This window comes from Amycolatopsis orientalis DSM 43388 (assembly GCF_000411975.1).
GTDB classification, from domain to species: domain Bacteria; phylum Actinomycetota; class Actinomycetes; order Mycobacteriales; family Pseudonocardiaceae; genus Amycolatopsis; species Amycolatopsis orientalis_D.
The window spans coordinates 39,180-55,241 of the sequence record NZ_ASXG01000086.1 but is presented as its reverse complement, the minus strand read 5'-3'; the positions used below and the strand labels follow the sequence as shown (position 1 = coordinate 55,241).

Here is a 16,062-nt window from a genome sequence, read left to right as displayed (position 1 = left end):
AGCGGCTGATCGTCGTGCGCGTTCCGCTACCCTCGGTGCGGGTTGTTCGTGCACGAGGGGATTGGGACGTTGCCGGAGGAATTCTCCCTGGGCTGGACCGAGACCGACGTGGCGGTGCGGCGCTCCGGATTGCCCGCGTCGTGGCATCCGTTCGAGATCCGCAGCGCGGGCGCGACGATGACCGAGCACCACCGGCTGGCCGACGAGGCGTGGGCGGCGATGCGTGCCCGCGGCCTCGCCGACGCGGAGAAACTCGACCGGGACGTCGAAGCCACCCTGCGCGCCTGGACCAAGCCGGACGTGCTGATCATCGTGCGCGCGGCCGAGCTGCCGTCCGGGACCGTGCTGTACCGCGCGTGCGTCGGCGAGGGCCTCGGCGTGTTCTCGGAACAGGTCGACGACGGACTCCGCTTCCGCCAGGTCCGGCCGGAGCGGCTGGTGGACCTGGTGCTGAGCATGTTCCCGCCCTATCGCGCGCTGCCCGTTCCCCCGGTCGCGATCACCCAGGGCCCGCCGCCGAAACGCAACGCCGAGGCGCCCGCGCCGTCGCGGCGGGACCGCGACGCACTGGCCGGGTACTCGCAGTGGCCGCTGCACCGGCACGGAACCGTGGAGCTTTCGCTGCGGCCGCGGCAAGGCACGCTCCGCCCGATCTCCACGGCGACGTTCGTGGACACCGACGGCGGGCGGTATCTGACGTTCTCGGAACCGTTGCCCGACGGCGGGTTCCGGCTGCACTTCACGCCTTCGACGGGCACGCACCTGCGGAAATGGCTGGTGGAGACCATCGAAGAGGGCGTGCGCTGAGAATTCAGGGCTAATCCCCGATGCCGCCGCCCGCCCGGCGCGGCAGGATCGGCTTCATGGACCCGAGTGCCCAGAACGAATTCCACCTCGTCGACGCCTTCACCGACCGGGCCTTCGCCGGCAACCCGGCGGGCGTCGTCGTGCTCGATCAGCCCGCGGACGCCGAGTGGATGCAGCAGGTCGCGGCGGAGATGAAGCACTCCGAGACCGCGTTCGTGGTCAACCGCGGCGAGGGAGCGAAATCGCTCCGCTGGTTCACCCCGGCCGCCGAGGTCTCGCTCTGCGGGCACGCCACCATCGCGGTCACGCACGTCCTTGGCGGGCACCAGGTGTACGACACCCTCAGCGGCCGGCTGACCTGCACCAAGGCCGACGGCTGGATCGAGATGGACTTCCCGGCCGACCCGCCCGTCGAAACCGGCGAAGACCTGTCGCACATCCTCAAGGAGCCGACGACGTTCACCGGCCGGGCGCGCGAGAACCTGTTCGCGGTGCTCGACAGCGTCGAAGCGGTCCGCGACGCCGAGCCGGATCTCGACGCTCTCCGCGCCACGTGGACCGGACGGCTGATCATCACCGCCCAAGACGACGACTTCGTCAGCCGGTTCTTCGGCCCCGGTGTAGGCGTCGACGAGGACCCGGTCACCGGCTCCGCGCACTGCTCGCTGGCCCCGTACTGGGCGCGGCGGCTGGGCAAAACCACCCTCGTCGGACAGCAGCTCTCCGCTCGAGGCGGAACCGTCCGCACCGAAGTCCGCGACGACCGCGTGCTGCTGCGCGGCCAGGCCGTCACCGTAGTGAGCGGGGAGTTGTACGTCTGATGCGACTGATCCTCAACGTGATCTGGCTCGTGCTCGCCGGCTTCTGGATGGCGCTGGGCTACCTGCTGGCCGGGGTCGTCTGCTGCGTCCTGATCGTCACGATCCCGTTCGGCATCGCGTCGTTCCGGATCGCGAACTACGCGCTGTGGCCGTTCGGCCGCACGGTCGTCGACCGGCGCGAGGCCGGGGTCGGCTCGTTCGTCGGCAACGTGATCTGGTTCCTCGTGGCCGGACTGTGGCTGAGCATCGGCCACCTGATCACCGGGGCACTGCAGTGCCTCACGATCATCGGCATCCCGCTGGGCCTGGCGAACTTCAAGATGATCCCGATCTCGCTGATGCCGCTGGGCAAGGAGATCGTGGACGCCTGAGGTCCGCCCGCGCTTGACCCGCCTGGGGCGAACCGGCCGTCCGGTTCGCCCCGAGTTCGCGGGTCCAACCGAAAAATAATTTTGTCTTGACAACTAGAGCATTCGGCAGCAGGCTGTGCCGCATGACAAACACCCGAAAGCTGATCCTCGGTTTCTACGTCTCGCTCGACGGCAAGAGCGCCGACGCCGACAACGGCATCCGCGACGTGCTGATGTCGATCGACGACCCCGAGCAGGAGAAATACTTCGTCGACCAGCTCTGGGAGGCCGGGGCCTTCCTCATGGGCCGCACCACCTACGAGGCCATGGCCGGTTTCTGGCCCACCGCCGACCATCCGTCAGCCAAGGCGATGAACGAGATCCCCAAGGTCGTGTTCTCCAGAACCCTCGCCACCGCGGACTGGGCCGAGACCCGGATCGCCAGCGGCGACCTCGCGGAGGAGATCGCCAAGCTCAAGGCCGAGCCAGGCAAGGACCTCGTCGCCGCGGGCGGCACCGAATTCCTGCACTCGCTGATCAAGCTCGGCGTCGTCGACGAGTACCGGCTCTGGGTGCTCCCCGCGGTCACCGGCAAGGGCGCGGCGCTGTTCCCGGAACTCGCCGAGGCCCGGCGGCTGCGGCTGGTCAAGAGCACCGCGTTCCCGTCCGGGATCCTCGAACTGCGGTACGTCCCGGCGAACTAGTCCTCCGGCTCGAAGGGCAGCTTCACCACGAGACACGGCCCGCCGACGAACAGGCCGCCGTCGATGCCCAGCGCTTTGCCGCCGGCGTAGAGGTACGGGCCCTCGATCTGCGTCGGGTGGATGCCCAGCTGGTCGGCGATGACGCTGTGCCCATGGACGATCCGCGACCCGCCGAGCGCGGCGAGCAGCCGGTCGGCGTTCTCCTCGCCGTCCGGGCCGCGGAAGGCGTACCGGGTGGTCATCCGCCGCCACACGTCCCACCAGGCCTCGATGTTGCTGCCGGACAGGATCTCGTGCGCGGTGGCGTTGATCGACTCGAGGTCCTCGCCCCAGTCGAGGTACTCGAGGGTGTCCGAGTGCAGCAGCAGGTGGTCCTCGTCGACCGCGACCAGCGGGCGTTCGGTCAGCCACTCGATGTGCTCGGGAGTGAGCCGGTCCTGGTCCGAGAGCAGGCCGCCGTTGATCTCCCAGCTGCGCGCGAAACTGCGCGGCCCGAAGTCGGACGGCACCGGACGGTCGCCGAAGTGGTACATGCCCAGGAGCAGGATCTCGTGGTTGCCGAGCAGCATCTGCACCGAGCCGCCCGCCTCGGCGGCCTGCGCCTGCAACTGCCGCACGAGGTCGATCACCCCGACGCCGTCCGGGCCGCGGTCGGTGAAGTCGCCGAGGAACCACAACCGGTCGTCGACGCCGGCCCAGTTGCCGTCGCTGTCGACCAGGCCCTCGGCGCGCAGCGCGTCAACCAGGGCGTCGCGGTGCCCGTGGACGTCGCCCACCACATAGACGCTCATCGTTTGACGATATGCCCTGCTCCCGGGCGGTGGGCGGTCAGCCTTCGCCGAACGGGTCGAGCGTTCGCCCGATCAGGTCGGCGACCGAGCCGATCACCTTCGTCGGCCGGTACGGGTAGTTCTCCACCGATTCCTCGTTCGAGATGCCGGTGAGCACCAGGATCGTCTGCAGCCCGGCCTCGATCCCGGAGTGCACGTCGGTGTCCATCCGGTCGCCGATCATGAGCGTCGACTCCGAATGCGCGCCCAGCCGGCGCAGCGCGGACCGCATCATCAGCGGGTTCGGCTTGCCGACGTAGTACGGCGAGCGGCCGGTGGCCCGCTCGATCAGCGCCGCGACGGACCCGGTGGCCGGCATCGAGCCCTCGACGCTCGGCCCGGTCGCGTCCGGGTTGGTCGCGATGAACTTCGCGCCGCCCTCGATCAGCCGGATCGCGCGCGTGATCGCGCTGAAGCTGTACGTGCGGGTCTCGCCGAGCACGACGTAGTCCGGATCGCTTTCGGTCAGCACGTAGCCGACCTCGTGCAGCGCCGTGGTGAGCCCGGCCTCGCCGATCACGAACGCCGAGCCGTTCGGCCGCTGCGACGCGAGGAACTTCGCGGTCGCCAGCGCCGAGGTCCAGATCGACTCCTCGGGGATGTCCAGTCCGGTCCGCAGCAGCCGGGCCCGCAAGTCGCGCGGCGTGTAGATCGAGTTATTGGTGAGCACTAAAAAGTCGATATCGTTGTTCCGCAGTTCGGCGAGGAACTCGTCCGCGCCCGGGACGAGGTGTTCCTCCCTGACCAGCACACCGTCCATGTCGGAGAGATACGTCCACCGGCCTTCGCTCATGCGCGAAAACCTATCACGCGCACGAGACGCCTGCGGCATACGACGAAAAGGGCTACAGTGGAAATTGCCGGTAACGCGCGGGGAGTCGCGCGACCGGCCACCGAGGGGGTTCGGGGGAATCTTTTCCGTAAGCACCGGCGTATTCGCCGTTGCGCAATTCTTCGTGCCCCTTGCCAGTGAAGGGGGAACAACTGATGACGGAAATCGTCGACCGGCCGGCCGCCGCGGGCCCGCTCACCGGGCCGAACTGGGGGCTCACCAAATTCCTTGACCCGCTGCCGGTCCCGCCGGTGCTGCGGCCGCCGCGGCGGGAACAGGACATGATCACCATTCCGATGGTGCCGAAGAGGCAGCGACTGCATTCGCAATTGCCGCCGACTGCGTTGTGGACCTATGCGGGACATTTCCCGGGGCCGACAATCGAAGTGCGCAGCGGCAGACAACTGCGGATTTCGTGGTCGAACGAAATAACCGGCGAGTTTCCGCTGGTCGCCGTCGCCGGCCCGGTGGGCGACGCGCCGACCAGCCGTCCCGGCCGCGAACTCGACCGGCCCGGCTACTCGATCGTCGACGGCGTCGCGGACCTGCCCGCCTGGACCGTGGTGCACCTGCACGGCGCCCGCACCAACGCGGGCAACGACGGCTGGGCGCACAACGCCGGTCTACGCGGCACTTCGCAGCTCGCGGAGTACCCGAACCGGCAGCAGGCGATGCCGCTCTGGTACCACGACCACGCGATGGCGATCACCCGGTTCACCGTGCACACCGGCCTGGCCGGGATGTACCTGATCCGCGACGACGAGGAGGACGAACTCGGCCTGCCGGGCGGCGATCTCGAACTGCCGCTGATCCTGGCCGATCGCAACCTCGACACCGACCCGGAGACCGGAGCGCTCACCGGGCAGCTGCTGTACAAGTTCCCGTATGTGCCGAACGGGCCGATGATCCCGTTCTCCGGCCCGTTCACACTGGTCAACGGCGTGATCTGGCCGCACCTCGACGTCCCCGCACGGTGGTACCGCTTCCGGCTGCTCAACGCGGCCAACGAACGGTTCTTCACGCTGAACCTCGTCGACGAGGACAACGTGCCGCGCAACGACGCCGTCCGGCTGATCGGCACCGACGGCGGGTTGCTGCCCGCTCCCGCTCGGCTGCCGTCCGGCGGGCTGACCGTCGCGCCCGCCGAGCGCTTCGACCTGCTGGTCGACTTCAGCCGGTTCCGGGGACGGAAACTCAAGCTGCGCAACGCCGATCCGCGCCTCGGCGGGGTCGAGCCGGACGTCATGGAGTTCCGGGTGGACAGCCGCGAGAAGCCCGATCCGTTCGAGCTGCCGGAAAAGCTCTCCAGGTCCTACGCCCGGATCAAGCACGGTTCGACGCTGCCGGAGGACCACGACCACGTCTGGGTCGCGCTCCTGCTCAACGCCAGCGGCCACCCGGAGATGTGGGACCTCGAACAGATCGACGCCGATCCGGGCGGCAAGGGGGTCATCCAGCTCAAGGATCCGGCGGGCGGGCTGAAGACGTTCCGCGTGGTCGGGCGGGTCTTCGACGACACGACCGGCGTCTTCCTCGACCACGGCAAGTGGGCGGTGTGGAACATCGTGCACGTCGCGAACGGCGGGCCCGCGCATCCGTTCCACATTCACCTGACCGAATTCCAGGCACTCTTCCGGCGCGGCTTCACCACCACGTTCGACCCGGTCGCCGAGCGCACGACCACGGCGATCGACGGCTTCACCGAGATCCCGCTGGAGAAGTACGAGGAGGGCTGGAAGGACACGATCATCGTGAACCCCGGGCAGTGGGTGGGCGTCGCCGGCCAGTTCAGCGGCGGCACCGGCGAGTTCATGTACCACTGCCACATCCTCGACCACGAGGACGAGGGCATGATGCGGCCGTTCGTCGTGCACCCGCCCGAGGTGGCGAAGTTCCACGTCCACCCGGGCGGCGGCCACCACCACGACGGCTGACCCGGACGTCCGTGAAGGACCGCTGTCGAAGCGGAGCTGCCGAGAAAACCCGAGCGGAACGGCGAGGTTCAGGAGGCCGCGGCCGGGTGCACCGCCACGGTCGCTGCCTTCACCGACAACGCCACCGCCGACCCAGGCTCCAGCGCGAGTTCGGCGACGGCGGCCGGGGTGAGGTCGGCGGTCAGGCCGTGTGCCCAGCCGTCGCCCTCGGTCCGGACGCGGATCACCGGGCCGTGCGGTTCCAGCGCCGCGACGACGGCCTCGGCCGTGTTGCGCGGGCTGCCGTGGTGTTCGCCGTCGTGCGGGTAAATCGCGACCGCGTTCGGCGCGAACACCGCGACCGCTGCCTCGCCCACCACGGCGTCCGGGGTCAGCAGACCCGTCACCACTTCCCCGGACGGCGTGCGCAATCCGTCCGCTACCGCCACGCCGGACACCAGGTTCAGCCCGGCGATCCGCGCGGTGAACGGCGTCCGCGGCGCGGCCAGCACTTCCCGCGTCGGGCCGCGTTCGACGATCCGGCCGGCGTTCATCACCGCGACGTGGTCGGCCAGCGCCAACGCGTCCAGCGGGTCGTGGGTGACCAGCACGGTCGTCGGACCATCGCGCAACACTCGGCGCAGCAGGCCGCGGATCGCCGGTGCCGAGTCCACGTCGAGCGCGGCGAACGGTTCGTCCAGCAACAGCAAATCCGGCGCGGACGCCAGCGCTCGCGCGATCGCCACCCGCTGCTGCTGTCCGCCGGACAGCTGACTCGGCCGCCGATTCGCGAATTCCGCGGCGTCCACTTCGGCCAGCCACCGCGAGGCGATCGCCCGCGCCTCCGCCCGGCCGGTGCCGGTCGAGCGCGGCGAGAACGCGACGTTGTCCATTGCGGACAGATGCGGGAACAGCAACGCATCCTGGGACAACAGCCCGATCCGCCGTTCGTGCGGCGGCAGGTCGACCCCGGTCCCGGCCAGCCGCCGGTCGGCGAGCGTGACGTCGGCCGAGGTCACCGGCAGCAGCCCGGCGAGGCTGCCGAGCACAGTGGACTTTCCGGAGCCGTTGGGGCCGAGCAGCGCGAGCACGGTGCCGCCGGGCACGGTGAACTCCACGTCGAGCGAGAACTCGCCGCGGGTCAGCGCCAGCTTCGCGGAAAGCGTCACCGCAGCCCGCCTTCCCACGATCGCGGCCGCGCGACCGCGATGACCAGGATCGCGACCACGATCAGCAGCAACGCGAGCGCGACGGCACTGTCGATGTCCACTTCGGCCTGCGTGTAGACCTCGAGCGGCAACGTCCGGGTCACGCCTTCCAGGCTGCCCGCGAACGTGATGGTCGCGCCGAACTCCCCCAGCGCACGGGCGAAACTCAGCACGATGCCGGAGCCCAGCGCGGGCAGCAGCAACGGCAGCGTCACCCGGCGGAAGACTGTCCACGGGCGGGCGCCGAGCGTCGAGGCGACCTGCTCGTAGCGGTCGCCGGAGCCACGCAGCGCGCCCTCCAGGCTGACGACGAGGAACGGCATCGCCACGAACGTCTGCGCGATCACCACCGCGGCCGTCGTGAACGGCACCTGCTCGCCGGTCAGCCAGTTGAGGAAGATGCCGAGGAAACCCTTGCGGCCCAGCAGGTACAGCAAGGCCAGACCGCCGACCACCGGGGGCAGCACGAGCGGCAGCAGCACGACCGAGCGCAGCATCCGCACGCCCGGCATCCGGGACCGCGCCAGCACGATCGCCAGCGGAACGCCGAGCACCACACAGGCCACTGTGGACAGTGCGGCGGTCACCAGCGACAACCGGAGCGCGTTCAGCGACGAGGACGTGACCAGCAGGGAAGGCAGCCGGGTCAGATCGGATCGGACGAGGAGGCCGACGACCGGCAGCACCACGAGCGCCAGCGCGGCGACGGCGGGGAACCAGAGGAGCAGCGGCACCCGGGCGTGCGGCGGCCGGGTCTCGGCCGCCGCGCCCGATTTACTTGCCAGGGCCAAAGCCGACCTTGGCCAGTTCGGCCTTGCCCTGCGCCCCGAGGACGAAGTCGGTGAACTGCTTCGCCAGCGCCGCCTGCGGAGCGTTCTTGACCACCGCGATCGGGTACTGGTTCACCGCGCCCGAGGACTCCGGGAAGTCGACCTTGTCCACTTTGCCCGCCGCCGAGGCCGCGTCGGTGACGTACACCAGCCCGGCGTCGGCGTCGCCCGACTGGACCTTGGCCAGCACCTGCTTGACGTTCGTCTCCTCGCTCACCGGCTTGAGCTTGGTCCCGGTGCTCTGCTCGACCTTCTGCGTGGCCGAACCGCACGGCACCTGCTGCGCGCACACGACCACGTTCAGGCCCGGTTTGGCCAGGTCGGCGAAGGTCTTGATGCCCTTCGGGTTCCCCTTGGCCACGGCGATCGCGAGCTTGTTGGTGGCGAACACGGTCGGCTGGCCGTCGATCACGCCGTCCTGCACGGCCTTGTCCATGTTCTTCTGGTCCGCCGAGGCGAAGACGTCGGCCTTGGCCCCGTTGTCCAGCTTCTGCACGAGCGAGGAGGAACCCTCGTAGTCGAAGGTGATCTTGACGCCCGGGTGCGCGGCCTCGAACTGCTTGCCCAGCGCGTTGAACGACTCGGTGAGCGAGGCCGCGGCGAACACGGTCAGCGTGCCGCTCGCGCCGCCGGCCGGGGCGGGCGCGGACGCGGACCCCGCACCCGGGCCGGAGCTGGGCTGGTCGCCGGAACTGCAGGCACTGCCGAACAGCGCGATCGCCGCGGTTCCGGCGACGGCGAGGGCGAGCTTCTTCATCTGGATCCTTCCGGGGTTTCCACCACGACGGTGGTCGCCTTGACCACGGCGACCGCGAGCACGCCCGGGCGCAGCCCGAGTTCGCGAACCGCCTCGGTGCTCATCAGGGACACCACTCGGTGCGCCCCGCACTGCAGTTCGACCTGCGCCATCACCTTGTCGGCGACGACCTCGGTGACGAGCCCGACGAAGCGGTTGCGGGCGGAGCGGCCGACTGCCGACGGATCGTCCGGTTCATTGGCCTGCGCCCGGGCGAACCCGGCCAGCTGGGCGCCGTCGACGACCTTGCGGCCGGCGGCGTCGTCCGTCGCGGTCAGCTGACCCGCGCGCACCCACCGGCGGACGGTGTCGTCGCTTACGCCGAGCAGCCGAGCGGCCTCGGACAACCGAAATTGCGGCATGGCCGGAACATTATCCCCGCAGATGCGGAAAAGCTATGCGGGATGCGCATTTTCGCGTAACGCTTCGAGCATTGCGAACTGATAACGCCCGAGGACTTTCCGTTCTGCGGAACCGAACTCCGCGAGCACCCCGGCAAGCCGCCGCTCGACCCGCGCGGAGACCGCGTCAAGCCGTTCCCGGCCGGCCTCGGTGATCGTCACGAGCACCTTCCGGCGGTCGGTCCGGTCGCGTTCGCGCCGCACCAGACCGGCCTTCTCCAGCCGGTCGAGCACGCCGGTCACCGCACCCGTCGACAAGCCGGTGAGCTGCCCGATTCGGCCTGGCGTAAGGGAATCCGCGGCCTGCCCGGCGAGTTCGAGAGCCTGCAGTTCGGTCGCCGAGAGCCCTTCGCGGGCGGCGTCGCGAGCGTGCTGGAGGACGAGGTGCGTGCGCAGCCGAGCCGCCAGCGCCGCGAGGTGAGTCAGCTCACCATTGGTCTCCGCGCTGCTCACCGAGTGCCTCCACATCGGAACCGAGGGTGGTTTCCAGGATTTTCGCAAGCCTGCCTTTTCCGGCCTCGCCAGCTATCCTGAGCGTAATGACAGCAGTACATCTCGGGTTTCCTCGCGTCCCCGGCAACCGAGGTCCGTCCGGCACGCCCCGGCCCGAGCACCCCGGTCTCGTCGATTCCTTCGGCCGCGTCGCGACCGACCTGCGGGTCTCCCTCACCGACCGGTGCAATCTGCGCTGCACGTACTGCATGCCGGCCGAGGGCCTCGACTGGATGCCCAGCGAGCAGGTGCTCACCGACGACGAGCTGATCCGGCTGATGCGGATCGCGGTGGAGCTGCTCGGCGTCACCGACATCCGGCTGACCGGCGGCGAACCGCTGCTGCGCCCGGGCCTGGAACGCATCGTCGAGCGGATCACCGCGCTCGAACCGCGGCCCCGGGTCTCCATGACCACCAACGGGATCGGGCTGGCCAAACGCGCCCCCGGCCTCGTCGCGGCCGGGCTGGACCGGATCAACGTGTCGCTCGACACCATCGACCGCGAGCGCTTCGCCGAGCTGACCCGCCGCGACCGGCTGCCGCACGTGCTGGCCGGGCTCGCCGCCGCCCGCGACGCCGGGCTGTCGCCGGTCAAGATCAACTCCGTGCTGATGCGCGGGTACAACGAGCACGAGGCGGTGCCGCTGCTGCGGTTCTGCCTCGAAGAGGGCTACCACCTGCGGTTCATCGAGCAGATGCCGCTGGACGCGCAGCACGGCTGGAACCGCCGCGACATGATCACCGCCGAGGAGATCCTCGCGATGCTCGGCGAGGCCTTCACCCTCTCCCCGTTCCCGGCTCCGCGCGGCGGTGCGCCCGCCGAGCGCTGGCTGGTCGACGGCGGACCGGGCGACGTGGGCGTGATCGCGTCGGTGACCAGGCCGTTCTGCTCCGCTTGCGAGCGCACCCGGTTGACCGCCGACGGTGCCGTCCGCTCGTGTCTCTTCTCGAACGAAGAGACAGATCTGCGCTCCCTCGTGCGCGCGGGCGCGCGCGATGAGGAGGTGGCGGACGCGTGGCGGACCACGATGTGGCGCAAGCTCGCGGGCCACGAGATCAACGAGGCCGGGTTCGCGCAGCCGATCCGGCCGATGAGCGCGATCGGCGGTTGAGCCATGACCTCTGCGTCCCTTTCTCCGGTGACGGTCGTCGTCCGGTACTTCGCCTCGGCTCGGGCCGCGGCGGGCACCGAGGAGGAGAAGGTGGAGCTGGCGGCGGGCGCGACGGTGGCCGACGCCGTCCAGGCGCTGCGCGAGCTGCACCCCGGGCAGCTTTCCCGCGTGCTCGACGCGGCGAGCTTCCTGGTCAACGAGGTGGCGGTCCGCGATCGCGGCCGCGCGCTCAGTGACGGGGCCCGCCTCGACGTCCTCCCGCCGTTCGCCGGCGGATGAGCCGGCGGAAAGCCCCCGTTCACCCGGCTGAACGGCGCGCTGACCGGTCGAGCCGTGGTTTCCGGCCGATTGGTCCGAACCACGGTGAATGGCGGCACTGGCGCGCTGAGCGGTCAACGCGCTTTATCCCTACTCTCCGAAGCGTTTCGCTCACGGCGTATTCGCGCAGCTCAAAGAACCACTCGGCGGGCAGTGGCCGACAGTTGACGAGTGGTTTAGAGTGCCCGTCCTTATCTGCCGCGAATGGCCCCTTGACGCCTTATCGACGTGACCCAAGCCTCACGATCCGTGAAATATCTCGGCAAGAAAACGGGCAGATAACGACGCTCTGACCAGCGGAAACAGGGGAATCGAGACAGGTTGCGAGCCGTTACTGTGATGTAGGTCACACCCCGAATGATTTCCGATCACGCCGCGAATTACGTACCGTCGCTTTTCGGTTGGCCCCGACCGACCACGCAACACCGGGAATCCGTAGCGCCCAGCTCTGTCCAACGGATCCCCGGACCCATACCCCGAGCGAAAGCATTTCCGGACAGAGACGAGGGGACGAAGACGGCGCGTCGTGCGACGTCCGCGTCAGCCGGCCGGCAACGGACGGACGGGCTCCCAACCCGACCCGCAGCATTGTGCTCGTAGGCGCAGGAAGCGAGAAGTTTTCAGATGTCTTACCGAGGCAAGCACCGCAAGATGTCCGCCGCCACCCGCACCATTGCCCGTGTCGCAGTCGCGGGTATCGCGGTCGGCGCCCCGTTCGCGATCGCCGCGACCCCCGCGTCGGCGACCAACTGGGACGCGATCGCGCAGTGCGAGAGCGGCGGCAACTGGAACACCAACACCGGCAACGGCTACTACGGTGGTCTCCAGTTCACCCAGAGCACCTGGAAGGCCTACGGCGGCACTGGCAGCCCGCAGAGCGCTTCGCGTGAGCAGCAGATCGCCGTCGCCGAGCGCGTGATGCAGGGCCAGGGCCCGGGCGCGTGGCCGGTGTGCAGCAAGAAGGCCGGCAGCTCGGCCTCCTCGCACAAGGCGACCCCGAAGAGCACCGCCAAGAAGGCGACCCCGAAGAGCGTTGCCCCGAAGAAGGTCACCCAGCCGGTCGCCGCGCTGGTGGCGAACTCGAACCCGGACGGCGACTACACCGTCAAGGCGGGCGACACGCTCTCGAAGATCGCCAAGGAGCACAACATCCAGGGCGGCTACCAGAAGCTGCAGGAGCTGAACAAGAAGTACGTGTCGAACGCGAACTTCATCGTCGTCGGCCAGAAGCTCGCCACCAAGTGAACCCTGGCCTCCTCGTGAGGCTGGTTCCGGCGCAGCAGCTGCTGTGACAGAACGACCGAAGGGCCCCACCGCGGCAAATCCCCTGGCGGTGGGGCCCTTCGTCGTGCCCGGGCTCGGGAGCGGCGGAGCCGGTCCCCTGCTCGCGGCGAGGATCAGGGCGAGTTGACCCACTCGTCGGTGCCGTCGGTGAAGTGCTGGTGCTTCCACACCGGAAGCCGCGCCTTCACCTCGTCCACCAGCTCCGCGCACGCGGTGAACGCCTGGCCGCGATGCTCCGCCGCGACCGCGCAGGCGAGCGCGACGTCGCCGATCGTCAGCGCGCCGACGCGATGGCTCACCGCCACCGCCCGCACGCCCTTCCATCGCGCTGCCAGGTCGTTGACCACCTCGGCGAGCACGTCGCGGGCCGTCGGGTGGCCCTCGTAGGTGAGGTCTCGCACGCCCTTGCCGCCGTCATGGTCGCGTACCACGCCGGAGAACGTCACCACGGCGCCCGCCGCGTCGTCCTCCACCAGCTGTGCGTGTTCCTCGACCGACAGCGGCTGGTCGCTCACCTCGGCCCGCAGGATCCGGACCGCGGGACCGGACGGCGCGGCCTCGCGCGGGTGGTCGCCGCCGGCCAGCTGGTCCACCGCGTGTTCGAGGATGTCCTCCAGCACCCGCAGACCGTCCTTCACGCCGCCGCTCGACCCCGGAAGGTTGACGACGAGGGTCCGGCCCGCCACCCCGGCCACGCCGCGCGACAGCACCGCGGTGGGCACCTTCGGCAGTCCGGCGGCGCGGATCGCGTCCGCGACCCCGGGCAGCTCGTAATCCAGCACCCCGCGGGTGACGTCCGGGGTCCGGTCGGTCGGCGAGATGCCGGTGCCGCCGGTCGTGAGGATCACCTGGACTCCGTCGGACACCGCGGCCCGCAGCGCGACTCCGACCGGGTCGCCGTCCTCCACGACGACCGGCGGCGGGACGTCGTAGCCCCGGCCGGCCAGCCAGGCGACGAGCACCGGCCCGGTCTTGTCCTCGTAAACGCCCCGCGCCGCGCGATTCGACGCGACGATGACACGCGCGGTCTTGGTCATGGCCGCTCCCAGGTCCCGGTCTTGCCGCCGTCCTTGCGGATCAGCCGCACGTTGTCGAGCGTCGCGGCCGGGTCGACGGCCTTGATCATGTCGTGCAGCGTCAGCCCGGCGACCGCGACGGCGGTGAGCGCCTCCATCTCGACCCCGGTGACGTCCTTGGTCTTGGCCGTCGCGCTGATGTGCACGGCGGTTTCGGCCAGTTCGAACTCCACCTTGACCCCGGACAGCGCGATCTGGTGACACAGCGGGATCAGCTCGGGGACGCGTTTCGCGCCCATGATCCCGGCGATCCGCGCGGTCGCCAGCGCGTCGCCCTTGGGCAGGCCGTTGGCGGAAAGCAGGCCGATGACCTCCGCCGTGGTGTGGACGGTCCCGCCGGCCAGCGCGGTGCGCGCGGACGCGGTCTTGCCGGAGACGTCGACCATCCGGGCAGCGCCGGACTCGTCGACATGGCTGAGTTCACTCACGCCCGCGAGGCTACTGCGCAACTACGCCCGAAGTCCGTGAAGGGCTCCTTGCGGGAACCCAATTCCCGCAAGGAGCCCTTCACGGACGGACCGAAGCTGGGTCAGCCGGCGCGTTCGGCGCGGACCGCGTTGCGCACCGCTTCCGCGACCGCCGGGGCCACCGCGCTGTCGAACACGCTCGGCACGATGAACGACGCGTTGAGCTTGCCGTTGTCCACCACGTCGGCGATCGCGTCGGCGGCGGCCAGCAGCATGGTGTCGTCGATGTTGTGCGCGGCGGCGTCGAGCAGCCCGCGGAAGACGCCCGGGAACGCCAGGACGTTGTTGATCTGGTTCGGGAAGTCGCTGCGGCCGGTGGCGACGACCGCGGCGTGCTTCTGCGCCTCCAGCGGGTCGATCTCCGGGTCCGGGTTGGCCAGCGCGAAGACGACCGCGTCGTCGTTCATCGTGGCGACCTGCTCCGCGCCGAAGAGGTTCGGGGCCGAGACGCCGATGAAGACGTCCGCGCCGACCAGCGCGTCGTGCAGCGTGCCGGACTTGCCGTCCTTGTTCGTGTGCTGGGCGATCCAGGTCAGGTTGTCGTCGAGGTTGCCGCGCTCGGGGTAGACGATGCCGTCGATGTCGGCGGCCACGATGTCGCCCGGGTTCTTGCGCAGCAGCAGGCGGATGATCGCGGACCCGGCCGCGCCGACTCCGCTGACCACGATCTTGCAGTCCTCGATGTTCTTCCCGACGACGCGCAGCGCGTTGCGCAGCGCGGCGACGACGACGATCGCGGTGCCGTGCTGATCGTCGTGGAAGACCGGGATGTCCAGCTGCTCGCGCAGCCGCTTCTCGATCTCGAAGCAGCGCGGCGCGGCGATGTCCTCGAGGTTGATGCCCGCGTACACCGGCGCGAGCGCCTTCGCGATCATGATGATCTCTTCGGTGTCCTGGGTGTCCAGGCAGACCGGCCACGCGTCGACGCCGGCGAACTTCTTGAACAGCGCCGCCTTGCCCTCCATCACCGGCAGCGCGGCGGCCGGGCCGATGTTGCCGAGGCCGAGCACGGCGGAGCCGTCGGTGAGCACCGCGACGGTGTTGCGCTTGATGGTCAGCCGGCGCGCGTCCTCGGGGTTCGCGGCGATCGCCTGGCACACCCGGGCGACGCCCGGCGTGTACGCGCGGGAGAGGTCGTCCCGGTTGCGGAGCGCGACCTTGGGGCTGACCTCGATCTTGCCGCCGAGGTGGATCAGGAACGTCCGGTCCGAGACCTTGCGCACCCGCACGCCGGGCAGCGAATCGAGCGCCTGGGTGATGTCCTGCGCGTGGTTTTCCGACAGCGCGTTGGCGCTGATGTCGACCACGATCATGTCCGCGTGCGATTCGACGACGTCGAACGCCGTCAGCACGCCGCCGACGCGGCCGACCGCGGTGGTGAGGTCCCCCGCAGCCGTGGACGAAGCCGGGGCCTCGACCCGGACGGTGATCGAATACCCGGGACCGGGAACCGGCATGACACGTACTCCCCGCAGGTGGTGTGGGTTCGGACGGCTCGAATCTAGTCCGGTGACCCGCGCCACCCCACCCCAACCGGGTGACTGACCGGTAACTTCAGGTCCGGAAGCGCCGCGCTCGCGCCGCTCCCGGACGCGGCCCGCAGGTCAGCGGTTGATCTCGGTCTCCGGGTGCACGTAGGGCACCTGCTCGAGCGGGAAGGTCAGGTCGCCGAACGGCGAAAGCGCCCCCTGCCGGTCCGAGGACAGCTCGGTGACCGGGTGCTCGCCCGGTTCGCCCGGCCACGTCGGGTCGATGCCCTTGCTCTGCTTGTCGCCCTTCGCCACTGCTTCCTCCGAGGCCCTCGTCCGGCAAACTCGCCCA

19 protein-coding genes are annotated in these 16,062 nt (G+C 69.8%); 8 read left to right on the top strand and 11 right to left on the bottom strand.

From position 1 onward, the window contains the following. Positions 1 to 48 precede the first annotated feature (48 nt). The 4 genes from L942_RS17350 (at position 49) to L942_RS17335 (ending at position 2,682) form a co-directional block, all read left to right on the top strand. Positions 49 to 807: an ESX secretion-associated protein EspG gene (locus tag L942_RS17350; RefSeq protein WP_106964927.1), complete on the top strand. Its 759-nt coding sequence runs from the start codon at positions 49 to 51 to the stop codon at positions 805 to 807. Between the two features lie 56 nt (positions 808 to 863). Continuing rightward, positions 864 to 1,628: a PhzF family phenazine biosynthesis protein gene (locus tag L942_RS17345; RefSeq protein ID WP_037361541.1), complete on the top strand. Its 765-nt coding sequence runs from the start codon at positions 864 to 866 to the stop codon at positions 1,626 to 1,628. Further along, positions 1,628 to 1,999, top strand: coding sequence for a YccF domain-containing protein (locus tag L942_RS17340; RefSeq protein ID WP_037361539.1), 372 nt, complete (start codon positions 1,628 to 1,630; stop codon positions 1,997 to 1,999). The genes L942_RS17345 and L942_RS17340 overlap by 1 nt, the downstream gene beginning before the upstream one ends. A 122-nt stretch (positions 2,000 to 2,121) precedes the next feature. Further along, positions 2,122 to 2,682 carry a dihydrofolate reductase family protein gene (locus tag L942_RS17335; RefSeq protein ID WP_037361537.1) on the top strand — a complete coding sequence of 187 codons (561 nt, stop codon included), beginning with the start codon at positions 2,122 to 2,124 and terminating at the stop codon, positions 2,680 to 2,682. Here the strand turns inward: L942_RS17335 and L942_RS17330 are convergent. Both L942_RS17330 and L942_RS17325 read right to left on the bottom strand, forming a co-directional pair. After that, positions 2,679 to 3,473 carry a metallophosphoesterase gene (locus tag L942_RS17330; RefSeq protein ID WP_037361535.1) on the bottom strand — a complete coding sequence of 265 codons (795 nt, stop codon included), beginning with the start codon at positions 3,471 to 3,473 and terminating at the stop codon, positions 2,679 to 2,681. The two genes, L942_RS17335 and L942_RS17330, sit on opposite strands and share 4 nt — an antisense overlap. Before the next feature lie 37 nt (positions 3,474 to 3,510). After that, entirely contained in the window at positions 3,511 to 4,305 is a 795-nt protein-coding gene (locus tag L942_RS17325; protein WP_037361533.1) for an HAD-IIA family hydrolase, read from the bottom strand. A 194-nt stretch (positions 4,306 to 4,499) separates the two neighbouring features. On the opposite strand from L942_RS17325, the gene L942_RS17320 reads away from it, so the two are divergent. Further along, a complete protein-coding gene (locus L942_RS17320) occupies positions 4,500 to 6,278 on the top strand; it encodes a multicopper oxidase family protein (protein WP_081655105.1) in 1,779 nt (592 codons plus the stop codon). Positions 6,279 to 6,346: 68 nt separating this feature from the next. Here the strand turns inward: L942_RS17320 and L942_RS17315 are convergent, their stop codons facing one another. The 5 genes from L942_RS17315 to L942_RS17295 are packed head-to-tail and all read right to left on the bottom strand — an operon-like array spanning position 6,347 to position 9,945. Beyond that, positions 6,347 to 7,426: a sulfate/molybdate ABC transporter ATP-binding protein gene (locus tag L942_RS17315; RefSeq protein WP_037361531.1), complete on the bottom strand. Its 1,080-nt coding sequence runs from the start codon at positions 7,424 to 7,426 to the stop codon at positions 6,347 to 6,349. Next, complete coding sequence (locus L942_RS17310; RefSeq protein ID WP_037361529.1) at positions 7,423 to 8,199, bottom strand: ABC transporter permease; 777 nt, start codon at positions 8,197 to 8,199, stop codon at positions 7,423 to 7,425. The genes L942_RS17315 and L942_RS17310 overlap by 4 nt, the downstream gene beginning before the upstream one ends. A 40-nt stretch (positions 8,200 to 8,239) precedes the next feature. Next, on the bottom strand, positions 8,240 to 9,052 hold the full coding sequence (modA, locus tag L942_RS17305; RefSeq protein WP_037361527.1) for a molybdate ABC transporter substrate-binding protein: 813 nt from the start codon (positions 9,050 to 9,052) through the stop codon (positions 8,240 to 8,242). Beyond that, a complete protein-coding gene (locus tag L942_RS17300; RefSeq protein ID WP_037361525.1) occupies positions 9,049 to 9,453 on the bottom strand; it encodes a TOBE domain-containing protein in 405 nt (134 codons plus the stop codon). The genes modA and L942_RS17300 overlap by 4 nt, the downstream gene beginning before the upstream one ends. Before the next feature lie 33 nt (positions 9,454 to 9,486). Next, on the bottom strand, positions 9,487 to 9,945 hold the full coding sequence (locus L942_RS17295) for a MarR family winged helix-turn-helix transcriptional regulator (RefSeq protein ID WP_235079208.1): 459 nt from the start codon (positions 9,943 to 9,945) through the stop codon (positions 9,487 to 9,489). Positions 9,946 to 10,031: 86 nt separating this feature from the next. Here L942_RS17295 and moaA point away from each other — a divergent pair, with 86 nt between their 5' ends. The 3 genes from moaA to L942_RS17280 all read left to right on the top strand — a co-directional run bounded on the left by moaA (position 10,032) and on the right by L942_RS17280 (position 12,659). Then, a complete protein-coding gene (moaA, locus tag L942_RS17290) occupies positions 10,032 to 11,096 on the top strand; it encodes a GTP 3',8-cyclase MoaA (RefSeq protein ID WP_037361522.1) in 1,065 nt (354 codons plus the stop codon). Between the two features lie 3 nt (positions 11,097 to 11,099). Then, a complete protein-coding gene (locus L942_RS17285) occupies positions 11,100 to 11,375 on the top strand; it encodes a MoaD/ThiS family protein (RefSeq protein ID WP_037361519.1) in 276 nt (91 codons plus the stop codon). 663 nt (positions 11,376 to 12,038) lie between these two features. Continuing rightward, on the top strand, positions 12,039 to 12,659 hold the full coding sequence (locus L942_RS17280) for a transglycosylase family protein (RefSeq protein ID WP_037361517.1): 621 nt from the start codon (positions 12,039 to 12,041) through the stop codon (positions 12,657 to 12,659). A gap of 152 nt (positions 12,660 to 12,811) precedes the next feature. Here L942_RS17280 and L942_RS17275 read toward each other — a convergent pair whose 3' ends face one another. From L942_RS17275 to L942_RS17260, 4 genes are all read right to left on the bottom strand, one after another. After that, on the bottom strand, positions 12,812 to 13,735 hold the full coding sequence (locus L942_RS17275; protein ID WP_037361516.1) for a molybdenum cofactor biosynthesis protein MoaE: 924 nt from the start codon (positions 13,733 to 13,735) through the stop codon (positions 12,812 to 12,814). Further along, a complete protein-coding gene (gene moaC, locus L942_RS17270; RefSeq protein ID WP_081655104.1) occupies positions 13,732 to 14,202 on the bottom strand; it encodes a cyclic pyranopterin monophosphate synthase MoaC in 471 nt (156 codons plus the stop codon). The genes L942_RS17275 and moaC overlap by 4 nt, the downstream gene beginning before the upstream one ends. Positions 14,203 to 14,303: 101 nt before the next feature. After that, entirely contained in the window at positions 14,304 to 15,698 is a 1,395-nt protein-coding gene (locus tag L942_RS17265; protein ID WP_037361513.1) for an NAD-dependent malic enzyme, read from the bottom strand. A gap of 147 nt (positions 15,699 to 15,845) precedes the next feature. Beyond that, positions 15,846 to 16,025, bottom strand: coding sequence for a hypothetical protein (locus L942_RS17260; protein ID WP_037361511.1), 180 nt, complete (start codon positions 16,023 to 16,025; stop codon positions 15,846 to 15,848). Positions 16,026 to 16,062 lie beyond the last annotated feature (37 nt).

Coding starts and splice junctions, on each gene's coding strand:
- L942_RS17345 (WP_037361541.1), top strand. CDS start 864: ATGGACCCGAGTGCCCAGAACGAATTCCACCTCGTCGACGCCTTCACC.
- L942_RS17340 (WP_037361539.1), top strand. CDS start 1,628: ATGCGACTGATCCTCAACGTGATCTGGCTCGTGCTCGCCGGCTTCTGG.
- L942_RS17335 (WP_037361537.1), top strand. CDS start 2,122: ATGACAAACACCCGAAAGCTGATCCTCGGTTTCTACGTCTCGCTCGAC.
- L942_RS17330 (WP_037361535.1), bottom strand. CDS start 3,473: ATGAGCGTCTATGTGGTGGGCGACGTCCACGGGCACCGCGACGCCCTG.
- L942_RS17325 (WP_037361533.1), bottom strand. CDS start 4,305: ATGAGCGAAGGCCGGTGGACGTATCTCTCCGACATGGACGGTGTGCTG.
- L942_RS17320 (WP_081655105.1), top strand. CDS start 4,500: ATGACGGAAATCGTCGACCGGCCGGCCGCCGCGGGCCCGCTCACCGGG.
- modA (WP_037361527.1), bottom strand. CDS start 9,052: ATGAAGAAGCTCGCCCTCGCCGTCGCCGGAACCGCGGCGATCGCGCTG.
- L942_RS17300 (WP_037361525.1), bottom strand. CDS start 9,453: ATGCCGCAATTTCGGTTGTCCGAGGCCGCTCGGCTGCTCGGCGTAAGC.
- moaA (WP_037361522.1), top strand. CDS start 10,032: ATGACAGCAGTACATCTCGGGTTTCCTCGCGTCCCCGGCAACCGAGGT.
- L942_RS17285 (WP_037361519.1), top strand. CDS start 11,100: ATGACCTCTGCGTCCCTTTCTCCGGTGACGGTCGTCGTCCGGTACTTC.
- L942_RS17280 (WP_037361517.1), top strand. CDS start 12,039: ATGTCTTACCGAGGCAAGCACCGCAAGATGTCCGCCGCCACCCGCACC.
- L942_RS17275 (WP_037361516.1), bottom strand. CDS start 13,735: ATGACCAAGACCGCGCGTGTCATCGTCGCGTCGAATCGCGCGGCGCGG.
- L942_RS17265 (WP_037361513.1), bottom strand. CDS start 15,698: ATGCCGGTTCCCGGTCCCGGGTATTCGATCACCGTCCGGGTCGAGGCC.